Below are 16,089 nucleotides of genomic sequence, written 5' to 3' on the forward strand. Positions count from 1 at the left end.
CGAACATCCGGATATTCACCTGTATCAGATTGATTGCACATGATTTTAATCAAGGGAGCGATAACTATAAATAAGCTCGCTGAACTTGCCCAGCGAGCAAACGCTTATATCCCCATCATTTGGTGTTGGTTGACTCCCCACTTGTTGCTGTATACATATTCTTAACAAAAAGATCGGAGTAATGTGAGCAGAGGACCGACCTTCTGCTTGCCAGCATGACCGGCTTTGCTATTATTCGGGGGCCTTTTTACGCACTACAACAGAGTCATTACATGGTCATTAAAGCGCAAAGCCCTGCCGGGTTTGCCGAGGAATACATCATCGAGTCCATCTGGAACAATCGCTTTCCTCCTGGATCCATTCTGCCGGCGGAGCGCGAGCTGTCCGAATTGATCGGCGTGACTCGCACTACCTTGCGTGAAGTGTTGCAGCGCCTTGCCCGTGATGGCTGGCTCACCATCCAGCATGGCAAACCGACCAAGGTCAACAATTTCTGGGAAACCTCCGGTCTCAACATCCTGGAGACCTTGGCGCGTCTCGATCAGGACAAGGTGCCGGATCTGGTGGCACAGCTGCTCTCCGCCCGGACCAACATCTGCACCATCTTCATCCGTGGCGCCATTCGCAACAACCCGGAACAGGCCGCCGAGATACTGCGGGGGGCCGATGATGTGGAGAACACGGCCGAGGCCTATGCGGACTTCGACTACCGTTTGCATCACCAGCTTTCATTTGCCTCGGGCAACCCCATCTATGCCTTGATCCTCAACGGTTTCAAGGGCTTGTACAGCCGGGTTGGCCGCTACTACTTCTCGGACAAGCAGGCGCGCGAAACCGCAGATGCCTACTACAAGACGCTGCGCAAGCTGGCCGAAACCAAGGATCACGAAGCCGTGTTCATGACGGTACGCCAGTACGGCATCGAGTCTGGCAAGCTTTGGACCCGTCTGCGTCAGGACATGCCAAGCAACCTGTGTGACAACTGATTGCCCTGACCCAAGAAAAACGCGCCTGATGGCGCGTTTTTTTATGCCCGGCACTGACGTCAGGTCATGCTCTTGCGGTCCGGACAACGGCCGATGATATCTGCGGATAGCTCGCCATTGTCCTGCTCCAGCACCACATCGAAGCCCCACAGCTGATGCAGATGCTTGAGCACCTCGTGGCGTGACTCGCCAAGGGGGATGCGATTGTGGGGAACATAGCGCAGGGTCAGGGAGCGATCGCCTTTCACTGCCACGTTGTAGACCTGAATGTTGGGCTCCAGGTTGCTCAGGTTGTATTGAGCGGACAGGGTGCTACGCACCAGCCGGTAGCCCTCTTCATTGTGAATGGCGGACACCTTGAGGTAGTTCTTCAGATCGTCATCATCGATGGCAAAGAGCTTCATGTCGCGCATCACCTTGGGACTGAGGAACTGGCTGATGAAGCTTTCGTCCTTGAAGTTCTGCATGGCGAAATGCAATGTCTCGACCCAGTTGGTGCCAGCGTAATCGGGGAACCAGTATCTGTCCTCCTCGGTCGGGTGTTCGCAGATGCGACGCAGGTCCGTGAACATGGCAAAGCCAAGGGCGTAGGGGTTGATCCCCGAGTAATACCGGCTGTTGTAGGGGGGCTGATAGACCACGTTGGTGTGGCTGTGCAGCACCTCCAGCATGAAGCGATCGCTGATTTTTCCCTCGTCATAGAGGTGGTTGAGAATGGTGTAGTGCCAGAAGGTGGCCCAGCCCTCGTTCATCACCTGCGTCTGCTTCTGCGGGTAGAAGTACTGACTGATCTTGCGCACGATACGCACCACCTCGCGCTGCCAGGGCTCGAGCAGGGGGGCATTCTTTTCGATGAAATAGAGGATGTTCTCCTGAGGCTCGGCAGGATAGCGCCTGTCTTCCACCCCGGCAATCTTGTGCTGCTTGGGCAGGGTACGCCACAGCTCATTGACCTGGGTTTGCAGATAATCTTCCCGCGCCTTCTGGCGTCGCTTCTCCTCGGCCAGAGAAATCTTCTGGGGCCGCTTGTAACGATCCACCCCGAAGTTCATCAGGGCATGGCAGGAGTCGAGCAGTTTCTCCACCGCATCGATGCCGTGTTTTTCCTCGCACTCGGTGATGTAGTTCTTGGCAAACAACAGGTAGTCGATGATGGAGGAGGCATCGGTCCAGGCCTTGAACAGATAGTTGTTCTTGAAGAAGGAGTTGTGACCATAGCAGGCGTGGGCCATGACCAGCGCCTGCATCGGCATGGTGTTCTCTTCCATCAGATAGGCGATGCAGGGGTCCGAGTTGATGACGATCTCGTAGGCCAGTCCCATTTGGCCGCGCTTGTAGTTGCGTTCGGTGTGGATGAAGCGCTTGCCGAACGACCAGTGCTGATAACCGATGGGCATGCCGACACTGGAGTAGGCATCCATCATCTGCTCTGCGGTGATCACCTCGATCTGGTTGGGGTAGGTGTCCAGCTTGTAAAAACGGGCGACCCGGGCGATCTCCTGATGATAGGTCTCCAGAAGATCGAAGTTCCAGTCAGGCCCGTCATCCAGTGGCGCTATCTTTCTTGCGGTTTCTACCATATGTGAACCCTCAAGCCGCTTGCTTCTTGAACAATTCCCGGAACACCGGATAGATGTCCTCGACCTTGCGAATGTGCTCCATGGCGAAGTGGGCGTATTGCTCTGCCACCGCCTCATATTCGTGCCACAGGGTCTGGTGGGCGCGGGTAGTGATCTCGATGTAGGAGTAGTAACGCACCCGCGGCATGATGTCGCGCATCAGGATCTCCCTGCACTGGGGTGAGTCATCGGCCCAGTTGTCCCCATCGGACGCCTGCGCCGCATAGATGTTCCACTGGTTGGCGGGATAGCGTTCGTTGATGATGTCGTTCATCATCTTGAGCGCACTGGAGACGATGGTGCCGCCGGTCTCCTGGGAGTAGAAGAACTCGTGCTCGTCCACCTCCTTGGCCTGGGTATGGTGGCGAATGTAGACCACCTCGACATTCTTGTAAGTCCGGCTCAGGAACAGATAGAGCAGGATATAGAAACGCTTGGCCATCTCCTTGGTAGCCTGATCCATGGAACCGGAGACGTCCATCAGGCAGAACATCACCGCCTGGCTCGAGGGGACGGGCCGTTTGACGAAGTTGTTGAATTTGAGGTCGAAGGTGTCGATAAAGGGGACCGCATCGATCCGCCGTTTCAGCTCCCTGATCTCTTTTTCAAGTTGCGCCATTTCGGCGAAATGGTCGTTGGGCTCGCAAGCCAGCTGGGCCAGGCGCTCCTCCAGTTCACGCAACTGACGTTTCTTGCCTGCCTGCAGCGCCATGCGCCGCGCCAGCGAATTTTGCAGGGAGCGCACCACGTTGATGTTGGCAGGCACCCCGTTGGAGGTGTAGCCGGCCCGGTAGGTCTTCATCTCCATCAGCTGGTTGAGCTGGGTCTTTTGCAGCCGCGGCAGTTCCAGATCCTCGAACAGCAAGTCCAGGTACTCGTCCTTGGAGATCTGGAAGACGAAATCATCGACGCCCTCTCCTTGATCCGAGGCCTGGCCCTCGCCACTCCCCTGGCCGCCGCCACCCCCTTTGGGCCGGTCAATCTTGTCACCAGATACGAACTGGTCGTTGCCCGGATGCACCATCTCCCGTTTGCCGCCATGACCCTGATGAAAATGGGGTTCCCCGATGTCCTTGGTCGGGATGCTGATGCTCTCCCCCTTGTCCACGTCCTGAATGCTGCGCTTGGAGACAGCATCCGAGACCGCTTGTTTTATCTGCTTCTTGTAGCGGCGGATGAAGCGCTGCCGATTGACAGCGCTTTTGTTTTTGCCGTTGAGCCTGCGGTCGATAAAATGCGCCATAACTCCCCCTTGAACACGGCAGGGTCAGGATGACTTGCGTACCCTGAGATACCACTCGGAGAGCAGCCGCACCTGTTTGCGTGTGTAGCCTTTCTCCATCATCCGTTCGACAAAGTTATCGTGCTTCTTCTGCTCCTCAGCCGAGGTTTTGCTGTTGAAGGAGATAACCGGCAGCAGCTCTTCCGTGTTGGAGAACATCTTCTTCTCGATCACGGTGCGCAGCTTCTCGTAACTGGTCCAGTTGGGGTTACGGCCTGCATTGTTGGCCCGGGCACGCAGCACGAAGTTGACGATTTCGTTGCGGAAATCTTTCGGGTTGCTGATCCCGGCAGGTTTTTCAATTTTCTCCAGCTCGCTGTTGAGAGACGCTCTGTCAAACAGCTGGCCGGTTTCGGGGTCACGATACTCCTGATCCTGGATCCAGAAGTCGGCGTAGGTGACGTAGCGATCGAAGATGTTCTGACCGTACTCTGAATACGACTCGAGGTAGGCGGTCTGGATCTCCTTGCCGATGAACTCGACGTAGCGCGGAGTCAGGTAACCCTTGATGAACTCCAGATAGCGATCGTGCAACTCTTGCGGGAACTGCTCGCGCTCTATCTGCTGCTCCAGCACGTAGAAGAGGTGCACCGGGTTGGCGGCTACTTCCGCGTGGTCGAAGTTGAAGACGCGGGAGAGGATCTTGAACGCGAAGCGGGTGGAGAGGCCGTTCATGCCCTCGTCGACACCGGCATAGTCGCGGTACTCCTGATAGCTTTTCGCCTTGGGGTCCGTGTCTTTGAGACTCTCGCCGTCATAGACCCGCATCTTGGAGTAGAGGCTGGAGTTTTCCGGCTCCTTGAGTCGCGACAGCACCGAGAACTGGCCCAGCAATTCCAGAGTACCCGGTGCGCATTTGGCATCGGTCAGCTCGCTGTTGAACAGCAGTTTTTCATAGATCTTCACCTCTTCCGAGACGCGCAGGCAGTAGGGCACCTTGACGATGTAAACACGGTCGAGGAAGGCTTCGTTGTTCTTGTTGTTGCGGAACTGCTGCCACTCGGATTCGTTGGAGTGGGCCAGCAGGATGCCGTCGAAGGGGAGGGCGGAGAGTCCCTCGGTACCGTTGTAGTTTCCCTCTTGCGTCGCCGTCAGCAGCGGGTGCAGCACCTTGATGGGGGCCTTGAACATCTCGACGAACTCCATCATCCCCTGGTTTGCCTTGCACAGCGCACCGGAGTAGGAGTAAGCATCGGCATCATCCTGGGCGAAGTGTTCTAGCATGCGGATATCGACCTTGCCGACCAAGGAGGAGATGTCCTGGTTGTTGTCGTCCCCCGGTTCGGTCTTGGCGATGGCGATCTGATCGAGGATGGAGGGGTTCACCTTTTCCACCTTGAACTTGGTGATGTCGCCACCAAACTCGTGAAGGCGCTTGGCGACCCAGGGAGACATGATGGGACGCAGATAACGGCGAGGGATGCCGTACTCCTTCTCGAGGATTTCGCCATCTTCGTCGATGTCAAACAGGCAGAAGGGGTGATCGTTCACCGGTGAGCCCTTGATGCGATAGATGGGCACTTTTTGCATCAGGGATTTGAGTTTCTCTGCTAGCGAGGATTTACCGCCGCCAACCGGTCCGAGCAGATAGAGGATCTGTTTCTTCTCTTCCAGGCCCTGAGCGGAATGTTTGAGATAGGAGACAATCTGTTCGATGGCCTCTTCCATGCCATAGAAGTCTTTGAAAGCGGGATAACGCGCGACGACGCGGTTGGAAAAGAGACGGCTGAGACGTGGATTGGTCGAGGTGTCGATCATTTCCGGCTCGCCGATGGCGGTCAGCAGACGTTCGGCGGCAGAGGCGTAGCAGGATTTGTCCTGTTTGCACATATCCAGAAACTCCTGGATGCTGTACTCCTCCTCTCTGGCCTTCTCATACCGCTGTTGATAGTGCTCGAAGATGCCCATAACTTAGCCCTCGTTATAGTCGCTTGCCCTGAAAAAGAGTGGATCACTACTTTTGTTCTGTTTACCTTTTAAGCCTAGTCAACAGCCCCCAGTAATCCATCGCCATCATTGGTTTAAGTTTGTGCGGGAGCTTCCCGATCCTCGTGCGGGAAGAAGCAGTAAGTGACATACCTATGTTACTGACTGTTAAATTATTTTTGCCACGACAGTGATGCAAATGTCAAAGACATAAAAAATAAATCTTTGTGTGCCAGAGGGAGAAAATGGTGACGCTCTGTTTTGTCAGGGGGCGGTGCCAGCAAGGGCAAGGGCGGCAGGGAATAGAGGGTGAAAAAGCATGTCGCTTACGTCAACGTAATGTTATTTGTTTGGTGCTTTTGCTCTAATTTTTACATTGACGCTACATTCTGGCTGCTCTAGATTGGCCCTGTGTCGAGCAGTCATCGCTTTAGCAAGAGAGTGGGTGATTGTGCAGATACTAAGCTCTGTTTAAGCACGTTTCCGTTGGCTTGACCCTCGCATCCGCGAGGGTCTTATTTTTTCAGCGCCTGAACGGCGCCAAACCTGCAAGCTCAGGATCCGGCGGGATAGAGGGCTGACACCGCCGCCAGCACCTCGGCGAAGGGATGGTCCGCCAACTGGCCAAAACCGGCCAGATCCCTGGCCTTGAGACGGGTCGTCAGCGGGGTGGCGATGCCACACAGGAAACGGGTCAGGATCCTGGGATGGCGCTGATGGCACAGGGCGATCAGCGGGTCGCACCAGGCGCGCAAACCATGCTCGTTGGGCAAGCCCGGTGATGGCAACGGCGGCAACACGGCGATCTCTCCCCGGCAGACGGAACAGTGCCCACACCGCTCGGGGGCCGCGTCGTCGGCAAAATAGCGGGCAAGCTCATGGCTGAGGCAGGTGGTCGAGGTGAAAAAGGCCAGCAGCGCCTGAAGGCGGGCCAGTTCGCTCTGCTCTTTCTTTTCAAACAATCCATGCAGCTCTTCGGCCAGGGTCGCGGTATCGATTTGCTGGCTCAGCACCCGATAGACCTCGGTCATCTGCTTGCTTTCAAGCTCGATCCAACCCTGCTGCTGCAGGTAGTCCAGCGCCGTCGCGGCGCGCTGGCGTTCCCCCTGGTATCCCTGCCACAGCGCTTCGAAGTCCATGGTGCACCAGGTGCGCGCCTGGGGTGCGCAGGCAAAGACCTGCTCCAGGAACAGGCGGCGTTCGGAATTGAAACGAGCGAGGATCGCCTGTTTTTCCAGTACGAACCTGAAACGGTACTCGGCAAAGTAGCTGTAGGCCGGTGCAATGACCCCTGCCATCTCCAGATAGACCAGCAGGGTCTTGAGGGGCAGTTGGCGAATGTTGGTCTCGTTGGAGAGGCGCAGCAGGCTGAATTCCCACTCGGCGCCGCTCTGGCGCACGATATCGAGCAAGTACGCGATGGCGTCCCTGTCCGGCGTATCCCCATAGACGAAGTTTTCCAGTACCGGCAACTGGGCGCGGCTCGCCAGCACGGTGCAGCGGGAGGGAAGCCCGTCACGTCCGGCGCGGCCTATCTCCTGGCTGTAGTTCTCGATGGACTTGGGGAGGTCGTAGTGAATGACCCGGCGAATGTCGGCCTTGTCGATGCCCATGCCAAAGGCGATGGTGGCCACGATGCAGTCGAGTCTGCCAGCCATGAAGTCGCGCTGGATCTGGCTGCGCAGGGCGGGATCGAGCCCCGCATGGTAGGCGCATGCCCGGATGCTGCTGGCCTGTAACTGCGCGGCGCACTGCTCTGCGCTGTGTTGCAGAGTCACGTAGACGATGGTGGGGGCGGCCGGATCCCGGTGCAGCTCCTCGCGCAGCCAGGTATCGCGGGCACTGCCTGCCAGCGGGAGGACGGCCAGATCTAGATTGGGTCTGTAGAAACCGGTGACCACCAGATCGTTCCGGTCGATGGCAAATTTTGCCTGCATGTCCGCCATGACGGCCGGGGTGGCGGTGGCGGTCAGCAACAGCACCTAGGGAATGGCCAGTTCACGGCGATGATCCGGCAGCTTGAGGTAGTCGGGGCGAAAGTTGTGGCCCCACTCCGAGATGCAGTGGGCCTCGTCCACTACCAGCAGTGACAGGGGGATGTGGGCGATGAAGCGGCGAAAGCGCTCATTTTTGAGGCGCTCCACCGAGATCATCAGGATCTTGAGCTGGCCATCGCTGGCCTGCTGCATCACGCGCCGGCTCTCTTCCGCTGTCTGGCTGGAATCCAGAGTGGCGGCGGCGATCCCCTTGCTGCGCAAAAAGGCGAGCTGATCGTGCATCAGGGCCAGCAGGGGAGAGATGACCAGGGTCAGGTGGGGCAGTGCGAGGGCGGGCAATTGATAACAGAGGGATTTCCCCGCGCCAGTCGGGAAGATGGCTGCGGCGCTCTTGCCGGCCAGCAGACGACTGATCACTGCTTCCTGCCCGGGCCGCAAGCGATCAAAGCCGAAGTGTCGGGTCAATAAAGAGGTGATCATGGCAAGGCTCCCTGAAAAAGGGCGTCATCATATCACTTCTGGCCCAGTGGTGGCCGATGATCGGACTGGTTTGGTGACATTTTGACCGTGGTTGATATTGTGTTATCACATTGTTGTAGATTTTTTGTGAGGTAACCCTGATATTTTTCAGTGATTATGTGGAAAAAAACCATGGCAGATGGGATATTCCTGTCCGCAACCCCACGCGAACGGGACAGATCCACCAGAAGAGCTGCCCACGGCGTCACCGTCAACGGACCGGTGCCAATGCGCGGGGCTGGTTGCCAACAGGACTAATGATTCACGCACCATGAGTGCACAGGGACTACTTGATGACACAACAACACCCCCTCATTCGACTGGTCAACAGCACCAGTCTGGTTAGCCAGATCCTGGTCGGTCTGGTATTCGGTATCCTTCTTGCGATGTTCATGCCCGAGTGGGCCAAGGCGGCGGGTCTGCTCGGCAGTCTGTTCGTCGGCGCCCTGAAGGCCGTGGCGCCGCTGCTGGTCTTCGTGCTGGTGATGTCGGCGATCATCGGCCACAAGCACGGCCAGAAGACCAACATGAAACCGATCCTGCTGCTCTATGTGCTGGGTACCTTCCTGGCGGCTGCCGTGGCAGTGGTGGCGAGCTTCCTCTTCCCCTCCAACCTGCATCTGGTGGCAGGCGCTACCGAGATCACGCCGCCGGGGGGCATCACGGAAGTGTTGCAGACCCTGCTGTTCAACGTGGTGACCAACCCGGTGAAAGCACTGCTGGAAGCCAACTATATCGGCATCCTGGCCTGGGCCATCGGCCTTGGTATCGCCATGCGTCACGCTAATGAGAGCACCAAATCACTGATTTCCGATGTGTCTCACGGGGTTTCCGCCATCGTCAAGGCCGTGATCCGTTGCGCTCCGCTCGGCATCCTGGGTCTGGTTGCCTCCACCCTGGCTGAAACCGGCTTCGATGCGCTGTTTGGCTATGCCCAGCTGCTGGTGGTACTGATCGGCTGCATGCTGTTCATCGCCTTCGTGGTCAATCCGCTCATCGTCTTTTGGAAGATCAAGCGCAACCCCTATCCCCTGGTGCTGACCTGCCTGAAAGAGAGCGGTGTGACCGCCTTCTTCACCCGCAGCTCCGCCGCCAACATTCCGGTCAACATGGCCCTGGCCGAGAGGCTGCGCCTGCCGGAAGACACCTATGCGGTCTCGATCCCGCTGGGTGCCACCATCAACATGGCTGGCGCCGCCATCACCATTACCGTGCTCTCCATGGCGGCGGTGCATACCCTGGGGATGGAAGTGGACATGGCGACCGCCATTCTGCTCTCCGTCGTCGCCACCGTCAGTGCCTGTGGCGCCTCCGGCGTGGCGGGCGGCTCCCTGCTGCTGATCCCGCTGGCGTGCAGCCTGTTCGGTATCAGCAACGACATCGCCATGCAGGTGGTGGCCGTTGGCTTCATCATCGGGGTGTTGCAGGATTCCGCCGAAACGGCCCTCAACAGCTCCACCGACGTGCTGTTCACCGCGGCTGCCTGCATGGCCGAGGATGAGAGCCTGCTGGATGCTGCCCCGGTCCCCAGCCGCGAAGCTTGATCCCCTCAGACTTTCCGCTCTGCACAGGCGCCCTCTTCGGAGGGCGCTTTTTATTTGCGCGCGCGTCAGGCGCCCGGCACCTTCTCGCCGTGTCATGGCATTGACAGTGCTCGGATCCCCCTGTGTGATTTCCCGGGAGGGGCCCGTTGGCCGCCTTCGTGTTCTCGCCACCGCCAACACGCCATTCCCTGTACCAACGTGCCAGGCGCTGCATTCGGCCGGGCATATCGGGCTGCTTATGCTGTCAGCATGGCGGCTTGTGGCATCCCCTCTGGTGACCGAAGGGGTCATCTGTTCTTCGGTCGCTGCACGAGAATCCCGGTCAAGGCCCTCTCGGCGGTTTGCCTGCGCCCTGTGGCCGGAATTTTCCTTGAATGCCTTGAAGAAAGGCTCCATTGGGTGGGGATGTCGGCTCTCTGGGCTAAACCCCGAAGAGCGGGCGTTCCTGGTAAGGGCAAGGGCTCTGGTGTTCTGCCTGGCAAGGCCGATGGCGTGCAGCAGATGACGGGATAACGCAGCACGTCTTGGTCGTGTGTCATGGGCGAAGGAATATGAGCGGCAAGCTGTCACCAAGGGGAAAGAGAGTGGGTGAAAGGGCTGTCTCTGATTTGAGGGCAGGGGGCTCTGATCATCTGAGCCCAGTACCTGATGATCATAACGAACACAGCCCGGCAGAGGAGATCTGCCGGGCTGTGGGAGGCGCCGGGCCAGATGCTGGCCCGGCGGTATCGTAGGAAGGCTTAGCCGACCAGTTGATAAAGGATGGCGGAGATGGCGATAAGGCCCATGGTCGCCACGAAGACGTTGCTGATCTGGCCCTGGTATTTCGCCATGGCCGGAACGCGCTTGATGGCGTACATGGGCATGAGGAACAGGATGGTGGCGATGATGGGGCCACCCAGGGATTCGATCATCCCGAGGATGGAGGGGTTGATCACGGCCACGCCCCACAGGGTCAGGATGAAGAAGGCGATGATGAACAGCTCCACCTTCTTGTGGTTCGGTGCCTTGCCGGAGCTGCGCATGTTCTGGACGATCATCCCTTTCATACCTTCACGGGCACCCAGATAGTGGCCGAAGAAGGAGGAGACGATGGCCACGAAGGCAACCAGCGGACCGAAGTAGGAGATGATGGGGCTCGCATGCTGGTTGGCCAGGTAGGAGAGCACGGCGATGTTCTGGGACTTGGCTTCTGCCAGCTGGGCCGGCGTCAGGCTCATCACGCAGGAGAAGACGAAGAACATCACGAAGCCCAGCAGAATGATGGCGGTGCGCTTGAGGATGGCGTCGGACTTGGCGACTGCATGCTCACCGTGATCACGGCGCTGGGCCAGAGCGAAGCTGGAGATGGCCGGGCTGTGGTTGAAGGAGAAGACCAGCACCGGGATGGTCAGCCACAGGGTGGTGGCGAAGTCCTTGGTGCTCGGCATTTCATTCAGGGCCGCACCGGTCCAGTCCGGGATCAGGTACAGGGAGATGCCCGCCAGAATAGCGATGAGCGGATAGACCAGGAACTCGGTCACTTTCAGCATCAGCTTCTCGCCAGCCAGCATCACGGACATCATGGCCATGATGAGCACGATGGAGAGGATCCAGCGCGGGGGCGGCGTCATCTGCAACTGGTTGACCAGGAAGCTTTCCACCGTGTTGGTGATGCCCACGCCGTAGATCAGCACGATGGGGTAGATGGCAAAGAAGTAGAGCAGGGTGATCAATTTACCGGCACCCACGCCGAAGTGCTCTTCCACCACCTGGGTGATGTCGGCATTGGGCTGCTTGGAGGAGAGCACGAAGCGCGCCAGACCACGGTGGGCCAGGTAGGTCATGGGGCCGACCAGCAGCGCCATCACTACCAGCGGCCAGAAGCCACCCATGCCGGCGTTGATGGGCAGGAACAGGATACCTGCACCGACGGCGGTACCGAACAGGCTGATCACCCAGGTGGTGTCTTGTTTACTCCAACCGCGAGATTGGACCGAGCTGATTCCTTGCTCCTGTGCGGCTGCAACATCCTGTGCGCCAGTGACAGTATTGGACATGTGTCTCACCCCGAATGTGTGGTTTTAATTAGTCGGCGCAAGAATACTTTCTTTTTAATCAAAAATGTTGATCAAATTCACCTTTGTGCGGCTGAAACCCGTACTTTCTTGTAGAAATGTGATCAAAAGAATAAAAAATCAAAATTTATTTATCAAATGCAGTGTTATTTGAATGTTAACTGGATAATTTCCCACCTCATCATGTTGTTGAAATGTTATGTCGAGATGTGCTGGGCAAGCTGGCGGATCATGCTGGCAGTGGCCCCCCAGATGAAAGATTGCTCCCAAGGGATCCAATAGATGGTGTGACGTCCGTCCGCCCTTGGCAGGCTCAGGGCTATGTGCTGCCCCGGATCCAGCACGTGGGCGAGAGGGACTTCGAAGGCCTGGGCCACCTCGTCCTGGCTCAGGGTCAGCCCGTAGCCTGGGTCGAGCATGGCGAGGACCGGCAGCACATCGTAGCGCGAGACGGTATTGAGAGGGGTGAGGCTGCCGATGATCCGGATCTGGGAGGGGGGAATGCCAAGCTCCTCCTCGGTTTCCCTGAGCGCGGTGTGAATGAGATCCCGGTCTTCCGGGTCCTGGCGCCCGCCGGGAAAGCTGATCTGCCCCGGGTGGTGGCGCAGGGCGGCGCTGCGGCGCGTCAGCAGCAGGTGCAGCCCCTCGGGGCGCTCCACCAGGGGGATCAACACGGCGGCAGGTTTGAGCCCGGCCAGTGCCAGGCGATGGGCGGGGGCGGGGCGTTGCAACAGGAAGCGGGTCAGCAACTCGCTGCTCGTCATCTCCATAGGTCTCCATATTGCGGCCCGGAGGGCCTGGGTTCACAGGGTATCCAGCAGCGGCAGGATGCGGGCCACCTTGTCGTAGGTTTCCTGATATTCGGCGTCGGGATCGGAGTCGGCGATGATGCCGCCCCCCGCCCAGCAGTGCAGCTGACCGGCTTCGGCGATCAGGGTACGGATGCAGATGCTGGTATCCATCCTTCCGTGCTGACTCAGATAACCGATGCTGCCGCAGTAGGCATTGCGCCGCACCGGCTCCAGCTCCTCGATGATCTCCATCGCCCGGATCTTGGGAGCCCCTGTGATGGAGCCGCCGGGGAAGCAGGCCCGCAGCAGATCCACTTCTTGCCAGCGCGCATCCAGTTCTCCGTGAATGGTGGAAACCAGATGATGCACCGCCGGGAAGGATTCCACGGCAAAGAGATGCGGGACCGTGACCGACCCCGGCCGGCTCACCCGGCCGATGTCGTTGCGCAGCAGATCGACGATCATCAGGTTCTCCGATCTGTCCTTGTCGGCGCTGGCGAGCGCCTCGGCCACCCTGGCATCCTGGGCGGGATCCGGGTGGCGAGGCCGGGTGCCCTTGATGGGCTTGGTCTCGATATGGCGCTTGTCGAGCAGCAGGAAACGCTCCGGGGAGAGGCTCAGAATGGCGCTTTGCGGCAGGCGGACAAAGGCGGAGAACGGCGCCTTGTTGGCGGCGCTCAGGGCGAGATAGGCGGACCATTCATCCCCCTGATAAGGGGCGCTGAAGCGCTGGGTCAGGTTGATCTGGTAACAATCCCCCGCCGCCAGATAGGCCTGGATACGGGCAAACTTGTCTCCGTATTCGGCCCGCGTCATGTTGCTCTGCCAGGGGCCGGTCAGGCGAAGGGGGAGGGGGGTTCGTTCGCGCTGCGCCATCAGCCAGTCGAGCCTGCGGGCGAGGCCGGCTTCATCACCCCAGTGGGCCAGTTGCCAGTGTCCCGTCGCGACATTTCGCAGCAGCGCCCAGTCGTAGATCCCGACCGCCATGTCGGGCACGTGGATGTCCTGTTGTGCCACTGCGGGCAGACGCTCGAATCGTCGGCCCAGATCGTAGCCAAAGAGTCCCAGGGCTCCCCCGATAAACGGCAATCCCGAGTCATCCTCAACGCGCTCCCCAAGCAGGGCTTGCTGGGTCTTGGCGAGCAGGGCGAGGGGATCGCCGTCATGATGGTGCTGGTGGTTATCCCGGGTGAGGCAGGTGCTGGTACCCCGGGTTTCCAGGGTGGCAAGCGGATCGGCGCTGATGATGTCAAAACCGTTGTCAGCCCCCAGGGGGCCGGCGGATTCCAGCAGGATGGCCCAGGGTTGGTGTTGCAGGCAGGCAAACCAGGTGTGGAGCGAGGCCTGCGGGTCGAAATGGTGGATATGCAGTCTTGGTTTCATTTTTTGTTACATAGGCAACAGTTTGCGCCCGGCTCCCTAGCCGGTTCGGGTGGTCAAGCGTATCATGGCCGCCGGCATTTTTAAGAAAAACACCGTTATAAAAACACGCCGCAGTCTGCCGGCTCCAGGTGCATTTGCCACCTGCCGAAGGCCCGGCTCATATGGAAGCCCTTGCTCGCGCAAGCGATAACAAGGACCAGTGAGGATGATATGAGCATCATTAGAAAACAGGACTTTATCGATTCCATTGCTGACGCCCTGCAGTACATCTCCTTCTACCACCCCCTCGATTTCGTGCAGGCCGCCAAGGCCGCCTATGACCGCGAGATCAACCCGGCCGCCAAGGATGCCCTGGCCCAGATCCTGATCAACTCCCGCATGTCTGCCGAAGGTCATCGCCCGCTCTGTCAGGACACCGGTATCGTCACCTGCTTCGTCAAGATCGGCATGCAGGTACAGTGGGACAGCGACATGACGGTCCAGGAGATGGTGGATGAGGGCACCCGCCGCGCCTACACCAATCCGGACAACCCGCTGCGCGCCTCCGTGCTGGCGGATCCGGCCGGCAGCCGCAAGAACACCAAAGACAATGCCCCCGCAGTCGTGCACATCGACATGATCCCCGGCGACAAGGTGGAAGTGAGTATCGCGGCCAAGGGCGGCGGCTCCGAAAACAAATCGAAGATGGTGATGCTCAACCCCTCCGACGACATCGTGGAGTGGGTGCTCAAGACGGTGCCGACCATGGGGGCTGGCTGGTGCCCGCCCGGCATGCTCGGCATCGGCATCGGCGGCACCGCCGAGAAGGCGGCGGTGCTCGCCAAGGAAGCCCTGATGGAGCACATCGACATCCAGGAGCTGATTGCCCGTGGTCCCGAGACCACCGAAGAGAAGCTGAGGGTCGAGCTCTATGACAAGGTCAACAAGCTCGGGATCGGTGCCCAGGGGCTGGGCGGCCTGACCACGGTGCTGGATGTGAAGGTGAAATCCGCACCGACTCACGCCGCCTCCAAGCCCGTGGTGATGATCCCCAACTGCGCCGCCACCCGTCACGTGCATTTCGAACTCGATGGCTCCGGCCCGGCGGAGCTGGCCCCCCCCAGGCTGGAAGACTGGCCGGAGATCACCCGTGAGTCCGGTGGCAATGTGCGCCGGGTCAACGTGGATGGCATCACCAAGGCAGAGCTTGCCAGCTGGAAGAGCGGCGATACCGTGCTGCTCTCCGGCAAGATCCTGACCGGCCGCGACGCCGCCCACAAGCGTATCGCCGACATGCTGAAAAAGGGTGAAGGACTGCCCGAAGGGGTCGATTTCACCAACCGCTTCATCTATTACGTGGGCCCGGTCGATGCGGTGCGTGACGAGGTGGTCGGCCCGGCTGGCCCCACCACGTCCACCCGGATGGACAAATTCACCGACATGATGCTGGGAGAAACCGGCCTCATCGGCATGATCGGCAAGTCCGAGCGCGGCCCCAAGACGGTCGAGAGCATCAAGCAGCACCAGGCTGTCTACCTGATGGCGGTGGGCGGCGCCGCCTATCTGGTGGCGAAAGCCATCAAGAAGGCGCGCGTGGTGGCCTTTGCCGATCTGGGGATGGAGGCCATCTACGAGTTCGAGGTGGAAGACATGCCGGTCACCGTGGCGGTCGACTCCCAGGGCAACAACATCCACGAGACCGGCCCGGCCTACTGGTCCGCCAAAATTGCCGAGCTGGAGACCAAGCTGGCTTGATCAATCGGACTTCGATGCAAACGGAGGACGATTAGCCCCGTACAGCAGCATGTTGAAAGGCGACCCTCGGGTCGCCTTTTTTACGGGCCCCATTTGACGGTCTGGGCCTGAGCAAATTTACTGCTGCTGTGCTGCTGTGCTGCTGTGCTGCTGTGCTGCTGTGCTGCTGTGCTGCTGTGCTGCTGTGCTGCTGTGCTGCTGTGCTGCTGTGCTGCTGTGCTGCTGTGCTGCTGTGCTGCTGTGCTGCTGTG

Annotated in this window: 9 protein-coding genes and 1 pseudogene; 3 read left to right on the forward strand and 7 right to left on the reverse strand. The window is 59.1% G+C overall.

Annotation, left to right across the window (positions count from 1 at the left end):
- Positions 1-272 precede the first annotated feature (272 nt).
- Positions 273-986: a fatty acid metabolism transcriptional regulator FadR gene (fadR, locus tag ACNPAA_RS06890; RefSeq protein WP_010674906.1), complete on the forward strand. Its 714-nt coding sequence runs from the start codon at positions 273-275 to the stop codon at positions 984-986.
- A 59-nt stretch (positions 987-1,045) separates the two neighbouring features.
- Here fadR and ACNPAA_RS06895 read toward each other — a convergent pair whose 3' ends face one another.
- The 4 genes and pseudogenes from ACNPAA_RS06895 to ACNPAA_RS06910 all read right to left on the reverse strand — a co-directional run bounded on the left by ACNPAA_RS06895 (position 1,046) and on the right by ACNPAA_RS06910 (position 8,290).
- Entirely contained in the window at positions 1,046-2,566 is a 1,521-nt protein-coding gene (locus tag ACNPAA_RS06895) for a SpoVR family protein (RefSeq protein ID WP_042016549.1), read from the reverse strand.
- A 10-nt stretch (positions 2,567-2,576) separates the two neighbouring features.
- Positions 2,577-3,848 carry a YeaH/YhbH family protein gene (locus ACNPAA_RS06900; protein ID WP_010674904.1) on the reverse strand — a complete coding sequence of 424 codons (1,272 nt, stop codon included), beginning with the start codon at positions 3,846-3,848 and terminating at the stop codon, positions 2,577-2,579.
- Between the two features lie 24 nt (positions 3,849-3,872).
- Positions 3,873-5,795, reverse strand: coding sequence for a PrkA family serine protein kinase (locus ACNPAA_RS06905; RefSeq protein ID WP_323897470.1), 1,923 nt, complete (start codon positions 5,793-5,795; stop codon positions 3,873-3,875).
- 572 nt (positions 5,796-6,367) lie between these two features.
- Positions 6,368-8,290 (reverse strand): annotated as a pseudogene (locus tag ACNPAA_RS06910) (RecQ family ATP-dependent DNA helicase).
- Between the two features lie 332 nt (positions 8,291-8,622).
- Between ACNPAA_RS06910 and sstT the strand changes: the two are divergent.
- Positions 8,623-9,873 (forward strand): serine/threonine transporter SstT, encoded by a 1,251-nt coding sequence (gene sstT, locus ACNPAA_RS06915; protein ID WP_319855412.1) that lies wholly within the window; start codon positions 8,623-8,625, stop codon positions 9,871-9,873.
- Positions 9,874-10,613: 740 nt separating this feature from the next.
- Here sstT and ACNPAA_RS06920 read toward each other — a convergent pair.
- From ACNPAA_RS06920 to pabB, 3 genes are all read right to left on the reverse strand, one after another.
- On the reverse strand, positions 10,614-11,912 hold the full coding sequence (locus ACNPAA_RS06920; RefSeq protein WP_417891662.1) for a serine/threonine transporter: 1,299 nt from the start codon (positions 11,910-11,912) through the stop codon (positions 10,614-10,616).
- A 215-nt stretch (positions 11,913-12,127) separates the two neighbouring features.
- Complete coding sequence (locus tag ACNPAA_RS06925; protein WP_417891667.1) at positions 12,128-12,694, reverse strand: CoA pyrophosphatase; 567 nt, start codon at positions 12,692-12,694, stop codon at positions 12,128-12,130.
- Positions 12,695-12,733: 39 nt separating this feature from the next.
- The gene (pabB, locus tag ACNPAA_RS06930; protein ID WP_417891663.1) at positions 12,734-14,104 is read right to left on the reverse strand and encodes an aminodeoxychorismate synthase component I; all 1,371 of its coding nucleotides are present in this window, start codon (positions 14,102-14,104) and stop codon (positions 12,734-12,736) included.
- 210 nt (positions 14,105-14,314) lie between these two features.
- Here pabB and ACNPAA_RS06935 point away from each other — a divergent pair, with 210 nt between their 5' ends.
- Positions 14,315-15,838 (forward strand): fumarate hydratase, encoded by a 1,524-nt coding sequence (locus tag ACNPAA_RS06935; RefSeq protein ID WP_201956507.1) that lies wholly within the window; start codon positions 14,315-14,317, stop codon positions 15,836-15,838.
- Positions 15,839-16,089: the final 251 nt, after the last annotated feature.

It is taken from the genome of Aeromonas sp. PS2Canimalfood6 (assembly GCF_048276795.1).
GTDB lineage: Bacteria > Pseudomonadota > Gammaproteobacteria > Enterobacterales > Aeromonadaceae > Aeromonas > Aeromonas caviae.

Coding starts and splice junctions, on each gene's coding strand:
- fadR (WP_010674906.1), top strand. CDS start 273: ATGGTCATTAAAGCGCAAAGCCCTGCCGGGTTTGCCGAGGAATACATC.
- ACNPAA_RS06895 (WP_042016549.1), bottom strand. CDS start 2,566: ATGGTAGAAACCGCAAGAAAGATAGCGCCACTGGATGACGGGCCTGAC.
- ACNPAA_RS06900 (WP_010674904.1), bottom strand. CDS start 3,848: ATGGCGCATTTTATCGACCGCAGGCTCAACGGCAAAAACAAAAGCGCT.
- ACNPAA_RS06905 (WP_323897470.1), bottom strand. CDS start 5,795: ATGGGCATCTTCGAGCACTATCAACAGCGGTATGAGAAGGCCAGAGAG.
- sstT (WP_319855412.1), top strand. CDS start 8,623: ATGACACAACAACACCCCCTCATTCGACTGGTCAACAGCACCAGTCTG.
- ACNPAA_RS06920 (WP_417891662.1), bottom strand. CDS start 11,912: ATGTCCAATACTGTCACTGGCGCACAGGATGTTGCAGCCGCACAGGAG.
- ACNPAA_RS06925 (WP_417891667.1), bottom strand. CDS start 12,694: ATGACGAGCAGCGAGTTGCTGACCCGCTTCCTGTTGCAACGCCCCGCC.
- pabB (WP_417891663.1), bottom strand. CDS start 14,104: ATGAAACCAAGACTGCATATCCACCATTTCGACCCGCAGGCCTCGCTC.
- ACNPAA_RS06935 (WP_201956507.1), top strand. CDS start 14,315: ATGAGCATCATTAGAAAACAGGACTTTATCGATTCCATTGCTGACGCC.